The 18,787-nt window shown below is 47.5% G+C and carries 15 protein-coding genes; 9 read left to right on the forward strand and 6 right to left on the reverse strand.

Annotated elements, in window-relative coordinates:
• The first annotated feature begins 100 nt into the window (after positions 1–100).
• The 5 genes from JF818_RS06415 (at position 101) to JF818_RS06435 (ending at position 4,440) form a co-directional block, all read left to right on the forward strand.
• Entirely contained in the window at positions 101–1,627 is a 1,527-nt protein-coding gene (locus JF818_RS06415; RefSeq protein WP_198891202.1) for a sensor domain-containing diguanylate cyclase, read from the forward strand.
• A gap of 86 nt (positions 1,628–1,713) precedes the next feature.
• Positions 1,714–1,926, forward strand: coding sequence for a FeoA domain-containing protein (locus JF818_RS06420; RefSeq protein WP_198891203.1), 213 nt, complete (start codon positions 1,714–1,716; stop codon positions 1,924–1,926).
• Positions 1,927–1,954: 28 nt separating this feature from the next.
• The gene (locus JF818_RS06425; RefSeq protein WP_198891204.1) at positions 1,955–2,179 is read left to right on the forward strand and encodes a ferrous iron transport protein A; all 225 of its coding nucleotides are present in this window, start codon (positions 1,955–1,957) and stop codon (positions 2,177–2,179) included.
• A 56-nt stretch (positions 2,180–2,235) separates the two neighbouring features.
• Positions 2,236–4,269, forward strand: coding sequence for a ferrous iron transport protein B (gene feoB / locus JF818_RS06430; RefSeq protein WP_198891205.1), 2,034 nt, complete (start codon positions 2,236–2,238; stop codon positions 4,267–4,269).
• A 9-nt stretch (positions 4,270–4,278) separates the two neighbouring features.
• The gene (locus tag JF818_RS06435) at positions 4,279–4,440 is read left to right on the forward strand and encodes a hypothetical protein (protein WP_198891206.1); all 162 of its coding nucleotides are present in this window, start codon (positions 4,279–4,281) and stop codon (positions 4,438–4,440) included.
• Here the strand turns inward: JF818_RS06435 and JF818_RS06440 are convergent.
• From JF818_RS06440 to JF818_RS06450, 3 genes are all read right to left on the reverse strand, one after another.
• Positions 4,431–5,555 (reverse strand): sigma-54 dependent transcriptional regulator, encoded by a 1,125-nt coding sequence (locus tag JF818_RS06440; RefSeq protein ID WP_198891207.1) that lies wholly within the window; start codon positions 5,553–5,555, stop codon positions 4,431–4,433. The two genes, JF818_RS06435 and JF818_RS06440, sit on opposite strands and share 10 nt — an antisense overlap.
• A 142-nt stretch (positions 5,556–5,697) precedes the next feature.
• Positions 5,698–6,495 (reverse strand): RsmE family RNA methyltransferase, encoded by a 798-nt coding sequence (locus tag JF818_RS06445; protein WP_198891208.1) that lies wholly within the window; start codon positions 6,493–6,495, stop codon positions 5,698–5,700.
• Positions 6,492–7,931 (reverse strand): S41 family peptidase, encoded by a 1,440-nt coding sequence (locus JF818_RS06450; protein ID WP_233066547.1) that lies wholly within the window; start codon positions 7,929–7,931, stop codon positions 6,492–6,494. The genes JF818_RS06445 and JF818_RS06450 overlap by 4 nt, the downstream gene beginning before the upstream one ends.
• A gap of 82 nt (positions 7,932–8,013) precedes the next feature.
• Here JF818_RS06450 and lgt point away from each other — a divergent pair, with 82 nt between their 5' ends.
• From lgt to JF818_RS06470, 4 genes are all read left to right on the forward strand, one after another.
• Positions 8,014–8,973 carry a prolipoprotein diacylglyceryl transferase gene (gene lgt / locus JF818_RS06455; protein ID WP_198891209.1) on the forward strand — a complete coding sequence of 320 codons (960 nt, stop codon included), beginning with the start codon at positions 8,014–8,016 and terminating at the stop codon, positions 8,971–8,973.
• On the forward strand, positions 8,960–10,729 hold the full coding sequence (locus tag JF818_RS06460; protein ID WP_198891210.1) for an aminopeptidase P family protein: 1,770 nt from the start codon (positions 8,960–8,962) through the stop codon (positions 10,727–10,729). The genes lgt and JF818_RS06460 overlap by 14 nt, the downstream gene beginning before the upstream one ends.
• 38 nt (positions 10,730–10,767) lie before the next feature.
• Positions 10,768–12,414 carry a 2,3-bisphosphoglycerate-independent phosphoglycerate mutase gene (gene gpmI / locus JF818_RS06465; protein WP_198891211.1) on the forward strand — a complete coding sequence of 549 codons (1,647 nt, stop codon included), beginning with the start codon at positions 10,768–10,770 and terminating at the stop codon, positions 12,412–12,414.
• A gap of 64 nt (positions 12,415–12,478) precedes the next feature.
• Positions 12,479–13,333 (forward strand): aldo/keto reductase, encoded by an 855-nt coding sequence (locus tag JF818_RS06470; RefSeq protein WP_198891212.1) that lies wholly within the window; start codon positions 12,479–12,481, stop codon positions 13,331–13,333.
• A gap of 2 nt (positions 13,334–13,335) precedes the next feature.
• On the opposite strand, the gene JF818_RS06475 is transcribed toward JF818_RS06470, so the two are convergent.
• The 3 genes from JF818_RS06475 to JF818_RS06485 are packed head-to-tail and all read right to left on the reverse strand — an operon-like array spanning position 13,336 to position 18,756.
• The gene (locus tag JF818_RS06475; protein WP_198891213.1) at positions 13,336–14,109 is read right to left on the reverse strand and encodes a hypothetical protein; all 774 of its coding nucleotides are present in this window, start codon (positions 14,107–14,109) and stop codon (positions 13,336–13,338) included.
• A gap of 6 nt (positions 14,110–14,115) precedes the next feature.
• Positions 14,116–15,363: a cation:dicarboxylate symporter family transporter gene (locus tag JF818_RS06480; protein WP_198891214.1), complete on the reverse strand. Its 1,248-nt coding sequence runs from the start codon at positions 15,361–15,363 to the stop codon at positions 14,116–14,118.
• Between the two features lie 51 nt (positions 15,364–15,414).
• Complete coding sequence (locus JF818_RS06485; protein WP_233066550.1) at positions 15,415–18,756, reverse strand: alpha-amylase family glycosyl hydrolase; 3,342 nt, start codon at positions 18,754–18,756, stop codon at positions 15,415–15,417.
• Positions 18,757–18,787: the final 31 nt, after the last annotated feature.

Genomic DNA, 18,787 nt, shown 5'->3' on the forward strand with positions numbered 1-18,787 from the left:
CCAGAATATGTGATGATGTGTTTTGTGCAACAAAAACTACTGTGAGTGTAAAATCTTGTCCAGTATGATTAGCTGTGGTACAGTTTCCCTAGGAGGGGTGATGAAACGTAATTCATGGATACTCAGTACCTCTCTGGTGTTCCTCTCAACCTTGTTGTTGGTGATTTTTTCGTTGAGCACCCTGGGTGAAATTGAACGAGTGTACAAGGACCAGACTGCTCAAGGTACCGAAGCGTTGAAACGGAAGTTTCTCTATGATTCAGTCAATAACCAAATCAAGCGAATCGATACACAACGAGCAATCCACCAAGTGGAATATCAAAAGCAATTGGACCATATTACTTGGCATATGGATACAGCCTATGAGGCGGATATTGAAAGATTTCCACAGGTGGTGGCATCCTTCTTTACCCAGGACTCTACCTCCCCTTGGACTGCTGTTCTTTGGCAGCGGGAAACGGGTGAAGTCATTGTGGATAACAAAGGGGTCATCCCAGAATCAGAACCTCCCATTGATGTGGTGAATAGCCTCTTGCATGGGTTTCAGTTGTATGAATTGCACTCATATGCTCCTTATACGCTTTTTGTCGGAATTCCCCAAGTGGTGATTGATGAGGAAGTAAAGCAGTATATCGCTGATGAGATATATGCGAGTAATTATCCGGAAAATTCCTATATCTGGGTCAATGAGGTAATCAACTATGAGGGTGGTGACGAATATGCAATTCGGAGAATCCATCCCAACCTCCGTGATTCTGTGGGCGTATACCTCTCTACCAATATGACAGATGTACAAGGCAATACACCCTACAAGACTGAGTTGGAGGGGATTAACAAGGATGGGGAGCTCTACTTCACCTATTTCTTCAAAAAATTGGATAGTGATGTCATCTCAGAGAAACTTACCTATGCAAGACTCTACAAGGATTTTGACTGGATTGTTGCAATGGGTATCCATCTTGATGATCTTGCAATGTATGTAGAGGAGACTGCAAACAAGAGTGCCGGTATTGTGGGTCAAATTACCCCAATATTTATTGGGGCAATTATTCTGCTCTTTGTGCTTCACTCTGTTCTTCTGGTAGTGTTGGAGCATCAGCGTAATAAAAAGCAATCAAAGAACCTTGAGGATCAAGCATATAGGGATCCTCTGACCGGAATTGGTAATCGCAGGAGTGGTCTGCTTGCCTTGAAAAAAGCGTATCTTGAGAGCAGGAAGGGAAATGGCGCTGGGGTGATCTCAATCTTCGATATCGATTATTTCAAACATATCAACGATGCATTCGGGCATGATGCTGGAGACAGGTGTCTGATACAGCTTACCAAAACATTGCAGGAGTTCACCTGCTCAACAAATGCTCTTTTCAGGTGGGGTGGTGATGAGTTCCTTCTTGTATGCCCCCCTCTTACGGCTGAACAAGTTAATCAGATGGCAGAGTCACTTCTCAGTGCAGCAAGAACTGTGGAAGTTGAACATGAGAAAACCAAGATAACAATGACCATCTCGCTGGGTTTTGCTTCCTTCCTGCCGAGTGATACATCTGAAATTGATACATTCAAGAGGGCAGACGGGGCGCTCTATCAAGCTAAGGAAGCTGGGAGAAACAGGTTTGTAACGCTTCTCTAATTTTTTCATTCTCTGCTTGACAAGGAACAGGAGGGAATGTATAACTGTCTATGTTGTTAGTTATAGCTAACAAATAAGGAGTACCTATGCCACTTTCCTTTGCCCAAGTTGGAGAAACAAGAAAAATTATCGGACTGCACGGGGAAGATGCAATAAAACAACATCTTCTGGATCTTGGATTTGTTGCAGGAGAAGTTATTCAGGTTGTGGGTAATAGTAGCCAAGGGATTGTCCTTTCCATTAAAGGTGTCCGTCTTGCCTTGAATCGTGGGTTGGCTCACCGAATAAACGTTGCATAATATCGTTACATAACGAGGAGATAGAAGTATGACACTAGGATCATTACGTCCTGGGGACAGGGCAAGAGTGCTGTCCATCGGTACACAGGGTGCATTGCGCCGACGGATTTTGGATATGGGGATCACTCCACGTGTGGTTGTGCAGTTGATTAAGGTCGCTCCCTTAGGTGACCCTCTGGAGCTGACGGTACGGGGGTACCAGCTGAGTCTGAGAAAGCAAGAAGCTTCTTTGATTGAAGTTGAAATCATCTAAAGCCATTTTTTTGCATATATAGTTAGTTATGGCTAACAAAAAAGAGAGGAGTAACCATGCCCACAACCATAGCACTTGCCGGAAACCCCAATTCAGGGAAGACCACGGTATTCAATGCACTAACCGGATCTCGCCAGCATGTAGGAAACTGGCCGGGAGTAACCGTAGACAAGAAAGAAGGTGTCTATAAGAAGGATGCCAGATATGCCATCTTAGACCTTCCAGGGACCTACTCACTCAGCCCCTATAGCGCTGAGGAGATCATAACCCGAACCTTTATCGTTGAAGAGAAACCGGCATGTGTCATTGATGTACTTGATGGCACCAGTCTGGAGCGAAATCTCTATCTTGCTCTGCAGATCATGGAGACGGGAGTTCCCACTGTTTTAGCTATCAATATGATGGATGAAGTTCGCCTGAAGGGCGATGTTATTGACTGCAAGCGACTGGAAGCAGAGCTTGGCGTTGCTGTCATTCCCATAGAGGCAAGAACCGGCAAGGGTCTGGATCAATTGATGCAAGCGGTTATGGATACAATTGAGACCAAAAGATGCCCAAAACCCTTGGATATCTACCGCCTAAACGGGACGGTGGACGAGGACACCCTGGCTGACCAAAGGTATACGTATATTACATCACTGGTGGAGAAAGCTGTCCTCAGAAGTGCCTCTTCGGGAGAGATCAAGGAAAGCAGGAGTGATAGGATTGATAAGGTTCTGACTCACCGTTTCTTTGCCCTCCCTGTTTTTGCGGTGGTGATGTACCTGCTTTTTGCAGCCACCTTCAGTGAGAACTTTCTCTTCATTGAAGGTCTTCCCAGCCCAGGGATAGCTCTTGCAACTGTCGTGGAGACTCTCTGGGGCTGGCTCACTGACTTGGTGTCTCTTGGATTGGTATCAGCTGGAGCTGCCCCTTGGGCTTACAGCCTGGTGGTAGATGGTGTGTTGGAAGGACTGGGAGCCATCCTCGGATTCCTTCCCCTTATCTTGGTGCTGTATCTGTTGATGAGCTTTCTGGAAGATAGCGGGTATATGGCTCGTGTTGCATTTGTGATGGACAGGATTTTTCGACGGTTTGGATTGAGTGGACGATCTTTTATCCCTCTCCTGATGGGCTTTGGGTGTTCTGTTCCTGCCATTATGGCTACCAGAACATTGGACAGTGAGAAGGATAGAAGGATCACCACCCTGCTTGCAGGGTTCATGCCCTGCGGAGCAAAACTACCGATTTTCATTATGTTTGTCTCCATCTTTTTCGCCGATGGAAACAAGACATTGGTACTCTTCTTCCTGTATGCACTGAGCTTGGGGGTATCGATTCTTGTCTCCCTTCTGATCAACAGGATTGCCTATAAGGGTCAGGTTTCGAATTTTTTGATGGAACTTCCCCAATACCGACTGCCAACCCTCAGGTCTGTGTGGATCCATGGATATGAGAAGGTGAAGGGATTTATCCAGAAGGCAGGTACTGTGATTCTCGCAGCAACCATCCTGATCTGGGTACTCTCTTCCTTCAATATGGCATCATTCAACGGCCAGAACCTGGAGCAGAATGATACGATCCTCTCGGAGATGGATACCTCATTCCTTGCTTCTGTGGGAAAGGCTGTTGCTCCTATTTTCAAGCCCCTGGGTTTTGGGGAGTGGAGACCAACTGTAGGTATAGCCACAGGATGGATTGCGAAGGAGATGGTCGTGGTGACACTGGCTCAGCTCTATAGTGAGGATGTGAATGAGGAGTACCTAACGCAGTACTTTGCTGGTATGAGTGAAGGTGATCTTTCTGATCTGGGATTCTCTGAGGGGATGTACTCAGCAGACGAGGCCTTCGATATCTATGCTGAATCGGTATTGATGGAAGGCGGTGATGAGGGAGGACTACGTACCCTTCGTCAGGATATTCGAACCAAGCAAGCTGCTTTGGCTTATATGGCCTTCAACCTGCTTTGCATGCCTTGTTTTGCAGCAGTCGGGGCTATGAAGCGGGAATTGAAAACAGTCCGACGTACAGCAGGAGCTGTTGGTATTCAGATGCTGACCGCATACTTGGTGGCATTATTGATCAATATGATCGGATCATTGGTTTGGTAGGAGGAGACTATGATTAATTACATAATTGGATTTGGCGCTGCCATCTTTCTCTTGTCATTGTTGGCAAGGTACATCAAGCGAAGAAGAAGGATTAAGGCGGCTGGGGAAATGCTCTCCTTCTGTAGTGGAAGCTGTGCTTCCTGCGGCAGTCGTTCAGTATGTCAATCCTGATAGATATCATCATGCTTAACCAGTACAACCGGTTCTTCTTCACTGTTTATCAGGCATCGCCTGATGGTGGAGAAGAGCTGGCGTACATTTCCTGGCCAATGATAACTCATAAGCAGTTCCAGTCCATGTTCATCCAACTGCTTCTTGCTTTTGCAGTGAAGCAGGAAATGTTCGCAGAGCTGAGGGATATCTTCAAGATGATCTCTCAGCGGAGGCATGGTGATAGATACCTCATTGATGCGGTAAAAGAAATCCTTACGGATTCGGTTTCCTTGCATGAGTGTCACGAGGTCTTCATTGGAGGCTGTGATGAGGCGAAAACGAGAGGTATGCAATTGTGTATCTCCCAGACGTCGGTATTGTCCGTTTTCCAGGAGCCTGAGCATATAGGCTTGGAAGGAAGGAGAGAGGGTCTCTAACTCGTCGAGGAACAATGTCGATTGGTTAGCTTCATGGACCAACCCTGGGAGGTCTGTATTTCCGTCTGTAAAAGCTCCTTTTACATGACCAAAGAACATGGAGTTTCCTAAGGAACTGGAGAGGAGTGAGCAATTGACCGATACCATGTTTCTATGGGGGAAGCTGAGGCGATGAAGATAGGTTGCCGCCAGTTCTTTTCCTGTTCCTGTTTCTCCATACAGATGAATCGAGCAGTTCTGCTTTGCATATCGAGAAAGATCATTCCTCAGCCTTTGCATACAATAACTATTTCCAACCAACCCACAAGGTATATATGGTTTCTGTTGTTCTCGGCTTTCTGTTTTTCCCAGGAAAGGATCCAGATGGGAAAACAGGGAATCGAAGTCAACACCTTTTCTTTGAATGATATGAAGATTGAGATGTTTGAACGCCTGTTTATTGAGTTTTTGCTCGTTGCTGGTAAAGAGCAGGATAGGGATAGTACATTTTTGGTAAGTTAGTTGTTCAAGAACTGAACGTTGGCTTCCCTTGCTCATTCTCTCGTCAATGATGAGTAGTTTTGGGCTCACCGAGTTGCTATCCAGCGCTTCCAGAAGCTTATGGGAAATAGTGAATTCATGAAGAAAATCTTGGGTGAAATGGTGCTTGAATTGCTCCTTGAACCGCCAGTCCGATGAGATGATGAACAGAGACATGCAGAGACTCCCAATACATATAATCATAGGAATACCCGAAATAGCACTAGGAGCATCGACAGGGAAGATTCTTGTATTCCTTGGAGTAATATTGAAAGTAGTAAGCAGTGCACTCTACTCTCTCTTTGAGAGGTGTACCGGTTTAGTTTTTCTTTTCCGTCATGATGGTTTGAATTGCTGAAAGAGCATAGATTCCAGCAGTTTCGCTGCGTAGGATATTAGTCCTTAAGAGTACAGGATGAAATCCCGCGTCCTCAAGGAATATACACTCTTCTTCGCTAAAGCCACCTTCAGGACCCACTAGTAGGGCAATTGGGGTATCAATGGGGAGCGCTTCGAGCAGCTCGTGGAGCGTTTTCTGAGATTCGTTGCGGTTGCTTTGATGGAAGAACAGTGCTGGGCCACGATTGTTCCACCACTTGGAAAGTTCTGTGAGGGGGATGATCTCTGGATGTATTTCCGTGGAGAGGGGGGAACCACTCTGTTGCAGGGCCTCCTTGACTTGTCGATCCAGCCGCTCAAACCTGTTTCCTAAAGCTTTCTCACTTTTGCTTGAAAGGTCAGGAACACAGTACCGACTTTGGACAAGTACAATCTCCCTTACTCCGATTTCTGTTGCTTGCCTGACTATCTGGTCTTCCTTCTTTCCTTTGCAGAGACACTGCATAAGGGTCAAGTTTGGGTAGGGCCCAGCATAGGAAGGAAGCGCATCGGTTGTTTGGACCGATGCATCTTCTTTCAATTCCATACAGGAGAGTCTGCACTCCTGTTTTGCGATTTTCTCAATGGTCAGTTGATAGGCTCTTCCAGCCTGGTCACGACCCAGAATATGTTGGCCTTCCTTGAGCCGTAGTACCTTGATCAGGTATTGGCTCTCTTTTCCTCTTAGTACAAGAGAGTCTTCTCCTTTGAAGGTTCTTGGAAGGATGTACTGCCTCACGATCCACTCCTGATGAACTCGATTGCCCGTCTCAGTTGCCGGTCGAAGATGGGGTCTGCAATGGGACGATCTTCATAGGGCATCTTGGAGAGATACTCGTTCCTGATCAAAAGAAGCAAGATCTCCTCATTGATACCCCTCTCCTTGTACTGCTCAGCAAACGCCCTGATATTCTCATCTGTTGGTTCTGGGTTCTCCTTCACATAGGAGGATAGGGCATTCTCTGTCATCAGTGTTTCAAAGAGTGGAATTTCCTCATCAGTGAGTTCTACATCATCCACCAGGATATCGGGTTCAATACCTTTTTCATGGATATTCTCGCCATTGGGGGTGTAGTAGTGAGCAGTAGTCACCTGTGCAAACCCCTCTCCAAACTGGAAGACATCCTGCACGACACCCTTGCCGAAGGTTTTTGTACCGATCAAGGTAGCACGATTGTTGTCCTTCATTGCAGCTGCAAAAATCTCTGCTGAGGAGGCCGACCCTGTATTGGTGAGGATGACAATTGGGAGGTCAAGTGGAACTTCAGGATCTCCACTGGAAATATAGCGTTGGTCCCTTCTTGTTCCCTTCTTTCCTTGGATGGTGACCAATGTTTTCCCTTCCTCTAGGAAGATGTTTGCTGCTTGCATGGTTCCATCCACAGCCCCTCCTCCATTGTTGCGCTCATCGATTATGAGGCCAACGATGTCCTCTTCCATGAGCTTTTGAACATGTTCAAGGAGTTGTTTCCCTGTTTGGGGAGTGAATTCGGAAAGAATAATGTATCCAATATCACCTTCAAGGATACCACTATCAACAGTGGGGGTGGTGATCATCTCCCTTACAAGAGTCAGGTCAAAAGAGGTTCCACTCCTATAGACGGTGATGGTGACAGGGGTATTGGGTTCACCACGAAGAAGCATACTTGCTTCATAACTGGTTAACGCATCTACCGCTTCCCCCTCGATATGACTGATCAGATCTCCGGCACGTAAGCCCGCCCGTTGGGCAGGGGAGCCTGGGAACGGAGAGACAATGGTGATCATATAGGTGGATGGGTCACTGGGATCCTTGTTTTCAGGAACTGGCTTGTTGAGATAGGTTCCGATGCCTCCATACACACCTGATGTTTCTTCCTGGTACTCCTTAGCCTCGGTAGGTGGTACATAGAAAGAATAAGGATCATCGAGGCTGGCGACCAGTGCCGTGGCAAGGTCATTGAACATTTTCTCTTTGTCGACTTCATTGATATAAATGGAATCCACGTAGCGGTACAACCGCTCCAAGGAGGCCATATCAAATGAGATTTGATCTGCTCCTGATTCCTGGGAGGTATAGCCACCCGATAGCGGAGAAGCAAGGACCTGCTCCACCGAGCCCCCTGCAAAGAGGGGAAGAATCATTAACAGTACTATGAAACTTAGGCTGAGCCTACGGGTATATATGCTTTTCATATACAGAATATACAGCATTGAAGGGAAATCGGCTAGGTTGTCGAGTATTGACCACACCAGCGTGGCACATTACACTTGCCCCATGACCTTATTCATCGAATTTCCCAGTTGGATTTCGCCGGAAATCATACCCGGTCTGCCCCTCAGATGGTATGGTCTGATGTACGTGGTCGCTTTCAGTGTTGCCTACCTGATGATCCGTCTCCAGGCAAGAAAGGGTGAAATAGCTATTGATGCTGATCAAACGCTGAACCTGGTGTTGTATTGTGTGGTTGGCTTGATTCTTGGAGCACGGTTGTTCAGTGTTCTTTTCTACGATGGTTCCTTCTATTATTGGACGCACCCTTGGATGATCTTCTGGCCTTTTAGGGGAGGGAGATTCATCGGACTGCCTGGCATGAGTTACCATGGTGGGTTGGTAGGTGCCGTTATTGGAGGCTGGATCTACAGCAGGCGGTACAAGCTCTCCTTTTTTTCCATTGCCGATACGGTAGCCTATGCAGCTCCACTCGGGTATACCTTTGGACGTTTGGGCAATTTTATCAACGGTGAACTCTTTGGAAGGGTCTCTACCAAACCTTGGGCGATGGTTTTTCCTGATGCTCCATCCTTTTCAACTAATTATGCATGGGTACGTGAGATAGCTGACCAGCTAGGTATAGCCTATGAAAGTGGGGCTATGGTTAACCTGCCCAGGCACCCCAGCCAACTCTATGAAGCCTTGTTCGAAGGAATTGTGTTATTCCTTTTCCTCTGGTTTGTGATCAGGCCAAGAAGGGAAAAGCATCCTGCTGGGTTCGCCTTGGTGTGGTATACCGCAGGATACGGGGCTGTTCGCTTTTTCATTGAATATTTTAGGGCTCCTGATGAGAACCTGGGGTATATCATTGCCCTTGGCAGAGAGTCAGACAATATTGCCCTATTGCAATCCTTTTTCAATTTTTCCATGGGCCAGCTCTTCTGCCTGGCCATGATTGTTTCAGCAAGCATCTTCGCCGTTTTCCTGAAACGGCGAGAAGGAGTCAAGCATGTCAGTAATTAACGAGCGGGTTGAAAAACTCCGCTCCCTCATGGATAAACATAACCTTGATGGATGGATTATCAATGGGACAGATCCACATCAGAGTGAATATGTGTGTGAGCGATGGAGGAGCCGCGCTTGGATGAGTGGCTTTACCGGAAGTGCAGGAACGGTCATCATTACCCAGAAGGATGCACTTCTTTGGGTCGATTCGCGCTACTTCATTCAAGCTCAACAGCAGATTGAGGGAACCTGTTTCCAGATGATGAAGATCGACACCCCTTCGTTCCCTGACCCCAGTACCTATTTGAAGGAACATCTGCAGAAGGACAGCAAGATAGGCATTGATAAAGCCACGTTGACTATACAGGGTGAGCAAGACTTGCAAAGAGCCTTCGGCGAAGACTTGGCACTGGTTCCTTCAGATGATCTGTTGGATTCTATCTGGCAGGACAGAAGCGAGGTGCCTGCAAAGCCGGTGACCTCTCTTCCTGATGATATTGCCGGGTTCTCCCGCAGTCAGAAGCTCGCCATGGTTCGCTATGCCATGGTGCAGAAAGGTGCTTCCTATACAGTTATTTCTTCCTTGGATGATATTGCCTGGCTAACCAATCTTAGGGGAGAGGATGTTCCCTATAGTCCTGTCTTCCTTGCCTATCTTGTAGTGGGGAAGACTGACGCTTGGCTGTTCACCAATCCAGGAAGGTTTACGGATGAACTCACCCAGGATGTAACTGAAGATTTTACCATTCATCCTTATGAAGATGTAGTTCCTACACTCAGGAATGTTTTGAAGGAGGATGATGTTCTCTACTTCAATCCTGAGAAGATCAACCTCCTTGTTGCAGAGACCTTCGGGGATTGTGAAACGATCACCGGTCTTGATTTCTCCACTGACCTGAAGGCTTGCAAGAATGATACCGAGATGGAAGGGATGCGCAAAGCTCATCTGCTCGATGGGGTAGCCTTGGTCAATTTCCTTGCCCAGCTCGATACCAAGCATGGACGCTATACAGAAATTGCCATCTCTGACCTTCTTAAGGAACAGAGGTTGCGCAATCCTGATTGTATTGGAGAATCTTTCTCTCCCATCAGTGGATGGGCAGAACATGGCGCAATGTGCCACTACAGTGCCACAGAAGAGAGCAATTCGGTGGTTGAAGGAAGTGGGCTACTCGTCCTCGACACTGGAGGGATGTATACCTTTGGAACGACCGATGTAACCCGGACGATTCTCTTCGGCGAACCCACTGAGGAGCAGATCAGGGATTACACGTTGGTGTTGAAAGGCAATCTTGCCATAGCATCTGCACGTTTCCCTGAGGGAACCTGCGGTTATCAGTTGGATGTGCTGGCAAGGCAGTTCCTTTGGCAGCAGGGATTGAGTTACTTCCATGGTACCGGCCACGGTATCGGATTCCGTCTCAACGTACATGAAGGACCTCACTCCATCAGTCCAAAACCTCTCTCTGTCCCTCTGAAAAAAGGTATGGTGGTCAGTGATGAACCAGGCCTCTACAAAGAGGGTCGGCATGGAATTCGAATTGAGAACATTGTAGCAGTCAGAGAGGATGTGAAAACAGAATTTGGCCAATTCCTGAGCTTTGAGGTCTTGACCATTTGTCCGTTTGAACGCAGATTGATAGACAAGAACCTGCTTTCAGCCCAAGAGATAGCTATGGTGGATGCATATCATCGATGGGTGTATGAAGAGCTGAAACATCTGGTGGATCCACCTGCAATGGAATATCTAAAGGGTGCAACAAAGCCCCTCTAGGCATGGTTTGAAATGGAAATTACAAGGAGTTATACATAATGGTTGATGCATTGAAAAAAATGGGAAAGATTTCCCGTAAAGGTCCAGTAGTCTTGGTTATCATGGATGGCGTAGGCTTTGGAAAATATAAGGAAGGCGATGCAGTTGCTTCTGCATTGACTGGAACGCTGAACAAGCTGTACAAGGCAAATCCTTGGACCAAGCTTAAGGCCCATGGTACTGCTGTTGGCCTTCCATCAGATGATGATATGGGTAACAGTGAGGTAGGTCACAACGCAATGGGTTGTGGAAGGGTTTTCGCCCAGGGTGCAAAACTGGTCAATGCTTCCATATCCACAGGTGCCATGTATGAGGGCCCTACATGGAAGAAGCTGATCAACAATGCAAAAGAGAAGCAATCTACTCTCCACTTCATCGGTTTGCTGAGTGATGGGAATGTACACTCCCACATCGACAACCTCAAGGCTATGATCCTCCAGGCAAAAGAGGAAGGTGTTTCCAAGGTTCGTGTGCATGCACTACTCGATGGAAGAGATGTTGGTGAACTGAGTGCCCTCGATTATTTCGATCCCTTTGAAGAGTTCCTTGCCGGCATCAATGATGAAGGTTTTGATGCAAAGATTGCCAGTGGTGGTGGAAGAATGGTTATCACCATGGACCGCTACAATGCAAACTGGAATATGGTCAAGAAAGGTTGGGAAACCCATGTATTGGGTGAAGGCCGAATGTTTGACAGTGCTCATGAGGCTATTACTGTACTCCGTGAAGAGTCTAAGGCAATCGACCAGGACCTGCCTCCATTTGTTGTTGCAAAGGACGGCAAGCCGGTTGGAACCATCGAGGATGGGGATAGCGTCATTCTCTTCAACTTCCGTGGAGACCGTGCTCTTGAGATTACCAAGGCATTCGAGGCTGAGGAGCTTACCGAATTTGACCGAAAGCGTCGACCCGATGTCGAGTATGCAGGGATGATGGAGTATGATGGGGACTTGCATGTTCCTGCCCAGTTCCTGGTAACCCCTCCGGCAATAGACAAGACTCTTGCTGAGTATCTCTGTGCTTCAAAGGTCAAGCAGTTCTCCATCAGTGAGACCCAGAAGTTTGGGCATGTAACCTACTTCTTCAATGGAAACAAGAGTGGCAAATTCGACAATTCCCTCGAAGAGTATGTAGAAATCCTGAGTGATATCGTCCCTCTTGAGGAAAGGCCCTGGATGAAATGTGCTGAGATTGCCGACCGTGTCATCGATGAGGTTGAAAGCGGCAAGTGGGACTTCATAAAACTGAACTTCCCCAATGGCGACATGGTTGGTCATACCGGTAACTATCAGGCGGTTGTCTGCTCGATGGAAGGTCTTGACCTGCAGATTGGCAGGATCTACAAGTCGGTCATGGAAGCAGGTGGCGTGATGGTGATCACTGCCGACCATGGAAATGCTGATGACATGTTTGAGCATGCCAAGGATGGCAGTGTGAAGTACAAGGAGAATGGTGATCCTCAGTCAAAGACCAGTCACTCACTCAATCCTGTTCCTTGCATCATCTGTGACAGCAACTACCAGGGAGAGTATGAGACAGAGCTCAAGAGTGGGCTTGGGATCAGCAGTATTGCAGCGACCTGTATGAATCTGCTCGACTTCGAGGCCCCAAGTGAGTACGATCCAAGTATTATCACGGTGAAATAAGTATTTCTGTGATATCATGAAACGGGGCCTACGGGCCCTGTTGTGTTTTTAAAGGGAGGAAACAATGGAATACAAAGCATTCGGAAAAACCGGCCATACCTCAAGTAGGGTGCTCTTTGGAGCTGCTGCATTTTGGGATGTAAGCCAAAAGGAAGCTGATAAGACGTTGGGTCTTTTGCTCGATAATGGGATCAACCATATCGATACCGCTAGAAGCTACGGAGATGCTGAGTTGCGCATAGGTCCTTGGATGAAAGAACATCGTTCCTCTTTTTTCCTGGCTTCAAAAACCAATAAACGCACCAAGGAAGAGGCTCTGGTTGAGTTGAAGGAGACCCTCACCCGTCTTCAGACCGATTACATTGATTTGTGGCAACTACACTATCTTGTGGAACCGGATGAGTGGAAGACCACGATGAGCGAGGGGGGAGCCTTGGAGGCTGCCATTGAGGCTAAAAAGCAGGGATTGGTCCGTTTCATTGGCGTAACTGGCCATGGAGTTGAAGCCCCTTCAGCACATCTGAGAAGTCTGGAAGTCTATGATTTCGATTCAGTCCTCCTGCCTTACAACTATACCATGATGCAGAATTCACTCTACAGGGAGCAAACCCAAAAGCTTTTTGAGGTATGTAAGGAGAGAGATATTGCAGTGCAGACCATCAAGAGCCTTGCACGGGGAGAGCTTGGGAGCAAGGAGAAGGTTTATGCTACCTGGTATGATCCTCTTACCGATGAGGCTTCCATCCAGACGGCAGTCCATTGGGTTCTTTCCAATGAGCAGGTATTCCTGAACAGTACTGGTGATATTCGTATCTTGCCTCATATTCTCAAGGCAGCACAGGAGACGATCAGAAAGCCAAGTAATGAAGAGATGGAAGCTCTGGGGAAGAAAGAGGCGATCACGCCGCTATTTAGCTGAACCTACGTCCAGATGTGGTACGTCCTGGTAACCAGGATCAGGGTGCTTGTCCCTGCAACATAGAGCGCCAGGCCAAGGAAGTTGAACAAGGTGTTCTGGCTAATGGTTACCATGGCGTTTCCCACGATCATCAAGATAAATGCCAGACAGCGTGAAAAGTTCTGTCTGCTGAAGTGCTCTTCAAACATGGCAATCAGAAAGGTTGTCACTGCCAACACGTTGATCAGAATACAGATTCCCAAGAAGAGACTGTTGGTGACTTTTGCTTCCCATAGATAGGAAGGGCTGTTGACCGATACCGGAACAAGGATGGAGAGCATCAAGGCACTGGCAGCACCGAAGAATGAGTACTGCCAAAGCTTAACTGGGTTGATGGTCTGTTGGAAAATACCGGAAGCAAGAAAGAGAAATGATGAGAACAGCAGTGAGAAGTGGTAGATGACAGAGATGGTCATTGGGCTGATGATGAAAATCTGCGTGAGCGCCTGATATGCAGGAAGAATTTTCACATTCCCCAAGCTGAGCGTAAGGAGCAACAGGGGGAGCACCCGTGCCTCAGCCCCAATATTCGCCCTATAAAAAAAGCAGAGCAACAGCGCAGCTATCAAGGCAACCCAGAGATGAATCAAGGAAGGAAGAAGGTGCGACTGGGCTGTGGACCAAATGCCCTGTTGTTGCTGTAATGAGCTCACCATTGCATGGATAATCGTAATGGTGAGCATCAGGGTAATGACAGATTGGATTCCCAGAAATACGAAGCGTAGATTCTTTCCCATGGCGTCTTACTGTATGTCCCGGTAGGCACTTTCAAGGAGTACCCCCATCCGGTGACAGGTATATGTAGCTCCAAAAGCAGCAATGTAGGAATCAATGAGAATTCCCAGGCCATTAAGTATCGGCATAAGGGCTATCAAGGTCATTTCAGCACCATAAAGATCAATCTTCAGGAATTGCAGGGCTATGATGGAGATGAAGAAAACCTCATAACCAAGATACAGCGGGCTGGCAAAGGAGAACATTGCACTGGTGAGTGCAACGATGAGAATGACCTTGTCAGTAGGCATTGTTGCCGTGGCAGCATACAAAAGGCTAAGAATGCTCAATGTCGCGATCATAGCCGACCCTCCCCTCCCAATCAATGTGTAGAGTGGAAAGGCGGTAGCACTAACCCGTTTTTGACATCCGAGATTATGTCTGGAGAGTGGAATGCTGATCGGGGTGGAGAAGAAAATACTTCCACTGAAGAGCGCTGCTAATGCTGGAGCCAGCATTCGATAGAGAACCTGATATGGATTTACCTTGAATCGGGTGGCAATGGCAAACAGCAAGGGCAGTATCAAAACAAGTACGGCAAGCGTGGAGCCTAGCAGCATCAGCAGGAATCTTCCAGCAACAAAGATGGTTCCTTCCTGTTGCAGGTGGCTGAACCAGTAGGAAGCAGCAAAGAATACAAAGAGATGGCCTAGGATGGCAAACGAACGCGTTAAGCGGAACATTGTCTCACTCAAGGAGTTCATTGTCACATAGGCTGGTCGGATTACCTCAACATTCGGCTTCAGGAAGTATCCAAAAACCAAGGCAATGATAATTACTGGAAGCAGGAAACTTTCAGCACTTGCCAATGTGTAAAATGGATTAATCGGGAGCAATGATTCAAAGAGTGTGGACAAGGACTGCGGAGCCAGGACTGAAAGGGACGTTGCATCAGACCCTGCGCTGCTGCTTGCTGGGAAGTAGGTGGGGAAAAACCTGAATACGACTGCTCCGGAAATTGCGAGCAACAGTGTGGAGAATAGACTCCAGAGGATGGTCGTCCGACTGAAGACAAATCCTTTACTATCCTTTCTCAGGGAAGCAATACCCGAAGAAAATCCAAAGAATACCAAGGGAATCAAGACAAAACCACCCAATTGTACTAACAGGGCAGTGATGGTGTACATCAGCTGCTGAAAAACAGTCGAATCCCCGAATAATAGGGTTGCAGCCAGCGCCAAGGCTGTTGCAGCTAGATAACTAATCCACGTCTTCATAGTTTCCAAGAGTATCTTAACAACTCTGGCAAGTCAATCAAACCGTAGGGATTACCCTAAAAGCCGATCAAGTTTATAGAGTGCTTCCGTCTCTGCCTCCATCAAGGTTTTTACATACTCCTGTGCATTGGTCATCCCCTTATGGATTGCAAGGGAGAGAGCGGAAAGATAGATAATCTCTTGCATTGCCTCCTTGGTATACCATGTCACCCCTTGGTGTTCATTGACCTGGGCGTATGCCCTGAGAGAAGGATCTTCAAGCAGTGTGGCCAGAATCTTCCTTGGGTCATCCTCACTGTCGTTTACCATATGTGCACTGGCAGCCAGGATGGCTGCACTGTGGCAAGCCTTTCTTGCAAGTTCCTGTTCAAAACCAGCCTCACATAGTTGTTTGGAGAAGAAACGGGAGAGCAACAGCTTATCACTTGCCACCATTGCATCGCTTATGGTTGCATCCTCACTGAGGAAGGGCTTCAGGAAGAGCGCTGCAGCCATGACTGATTCCATCTCATCAAGAATCCTGGTTCCCTGCATGAAGAGTCTGCTCTCTTCCTTGCTGAAGAGAGAACTCATTCTCTGGATTTCCTCAAGCATGGAACTTGGACTTATTTCCCGGGGAATGGAGGGTAGTGACTTTCGAGCCTCGGGATGTAGATTTTCTACAACTGCCGAGAGGTGTGTATATGCTTCTGCCAATAAGAGAATAAGTGTACGTTCTGTTTTACTGGTTGCCTTTCCTTCCATCAGACGTTTGACCTGCTTGTGGAAGGATGGAGAAAGGAAGTGATCCATTGCCTTGTAGACTGGTTTGAGCCTGAGTGCAAGGATTTCCTGTTCAAAATTTGCAATGCCTGAATCTCCCATCTGTTCATACAGAGCAGAGTAGATTCCATCGGTGTCTTCAACTTCCCTGATATTCAGGTATACCTTGGTCTCAAACCCACGGAGGTGTACAAAGAATCCTTCGTCGAAGACCTTGAGTGAAGGTTTCATATAGGTTAGGCCATCGCTGAAAGAGTCCGTGATAACGTACCGTCTTCCTCCCACCGTCAGGTTCAAAGCCTCAGCAAGGCTGACTTCCTCAAGGTACTTGTCTCCATTAGATTTTTTTACTTTTTGGGCAGAGGATTTTATCCATCCTTCCACCACTTCATACTGGTTGTTGTATAGAACCAGGACCCGTTCATGATCTGTTCCATTCACGTAGCAGAATGCAGACTGTTGAACCTCCCCATCACGATAAAGATCGAAGAGTTGAAAATTATCAACGCCACTGAAAAGGTATCGTTTCTTCAGGAGTGGGAAGATCCTTCGATAATGCTCCCCAATTAAGTATTCGTTGGGTTTCTCATCCCAATATGCACGGCGGTATTCCATACCGTATTTTTCCCGGTACCCTTCAACCTGTCCGTGGCCGAACATGGGAAGCCCAGGCATGGTTACCAGCAAGGTACAAACACCAAAGTACTTGTCCCCATCCCCAAACTGGGCGATGGCAGTTTCCTCATCTGGGTTGTTCATGAAGTTTACGAACCGTTTAAGGATCTCAGGGTCAAAGTTGAGCGTATTCTTAATGGTCTCACGGTACTTCTGGTTTTCCTGGTTCTTGAGCATGTTCATAAATGCGCTGTTATACACGCGATGCATTCCCAAGGTGCGGACAAAGTACCCTTCCATCATCCAGAACGCTTCTGCAAGCAACAGTGTATCAGGCAACTCCTCATTGATCCTGTCCACCACCTCTCGCCAGAACTCCTTGGGGATTTGACGATTGAACTCAGCCTCATCCATACCATACTGAGCACGCCCTGCAATATCTCCTCCGTGGCCCGGTTTAGGATACCAGAGTCGTTGGATGTGTTTCTTCGCCAACGTCATTGCAGCATCAAAGCGGATGATGGGAAAGTTGCTGGCAACATGCTTTATCTGTTGATAGACAGCCTCCCGTGTTACCGGGTTGAGGAAATCAAGCTGTGCAGTATCGTTCCAGGGCATCGATGTACCATCATTACCATGGAAGATGTAGGTGGTGTCCCCATTTCTCAGATCCCTTCTCCTAAAGGTTACTGCAGCATCACTGCGATCGTAGTAGTGGTCCTCCAGCTTGATCTCAACATCCGGGTGTGAAGAAAGGTTTGGTCCATCATAGGTATAGGAAGGGAAGGGTGGATAACTTTGCTGAACGAAAAATTCGCTATGTTCAAAGACCCAATCCCCGTCTATTCCACAATGGTTTGGAACCATGTCACTGGCAAGCCGAATGCCGCGGCTGGCACACCGCTTTCGAAGGTTGTCCAAGGCAGGCCATCCTCCGATGACCTCTGCAATCTCGTAATTTTTCAAGGAGTATGCGGAGGCTTCTGCATCAGGGTTGCCACAGAGGTTTTTGATCTTCTTGCTTGCGCTGCTTCTTTCCCATAGTCCGATAAGCCAGAGTGCGGTGAAGCCCCTGGTTGCAATATGGTCGAGCTCTCGATCAGGAATTTTATCCAAGGTATCAATAGGGTATTCATACTCCTTGGTCAGCTGGTCCAGCCATACAAGGGTGGATTTGGCAAGCATGATTACATTGGGCATCCAATTCCGGTCGGTAGTGAATGCCTCATACTCCTGGTCATAGAGGGTGTAGTCGGGTACGACCATAACAGGGCTTCCCCCATCTCCCGGGAAGTGTGGCTTCTCTTCTTCCTTTACCACATCGATTGCTTTCAGGAGCAACTCCTTTAAGCGTTGGGGAATCAATTCCCCCCAGGTCTCAATGATGAATGAGATCTGGTCGGTCAGGGAATCGGGATAAAGCTTTGCCGGTCTGGTGAGGAAGGAGAAGATGTCCTCGTCACTGTTGGTCATTGATGCACTGGAGAGGGTATATCCCCCCATCAAAGCGGTGACAGCCTGAGCGGCCTTGGGGAAGGAGAGGCCTTCCGGGGCTAGGAAAGGCTTTGTTGCCTTCATGAGTGCAGGGTTTTCCTGCATGACCTGATGGATGAAATAGCCCCTGAGAGACTCTTCATAGAAGTATTCAAGGGGCAGACCCTGCTCGACCAAGAGCGGGGACGGGAACTCCTTCATGTAGAAGGCAAGTACTTCCTGGGCTGCGTGGTTCTTGTTGACCAATGTGGTCAGACGGGTAAAGAAATCAGGTTCACTGTAGCTCAGGTAGTGGGAAAGAACACTCTGGTAGAGTTGGTGCAGGACAGCCGAGGCATGGAGTTTTGCCGAGGAGATCCAGTCATTTCCTCCCTTTGCTTTTACTTTCGTATTGAAAAGGTAGGCGAGTTCAGTTGCCTGCTTATAGAGATCTCCAAGGTCGGCATCTGACGGAAACAACGCTGGAAAAAAATCAATTTCAGTCCTTGTTCGAACTGAAATGCGAAAATCACGTGTAATCAAATCACGCCTCCCTGAGGGTGGTTGTATCCCT

Source organism: Sphaerochaeta sp. S2, assembly GCF_016406725.1.
Taxonomy (GTDB): domain Bacteria; phylum Spirochaetota; class Spirochaetia; order Sphaerochaetales; family Sphaerochaetaceae; genus Sphaerochaeta.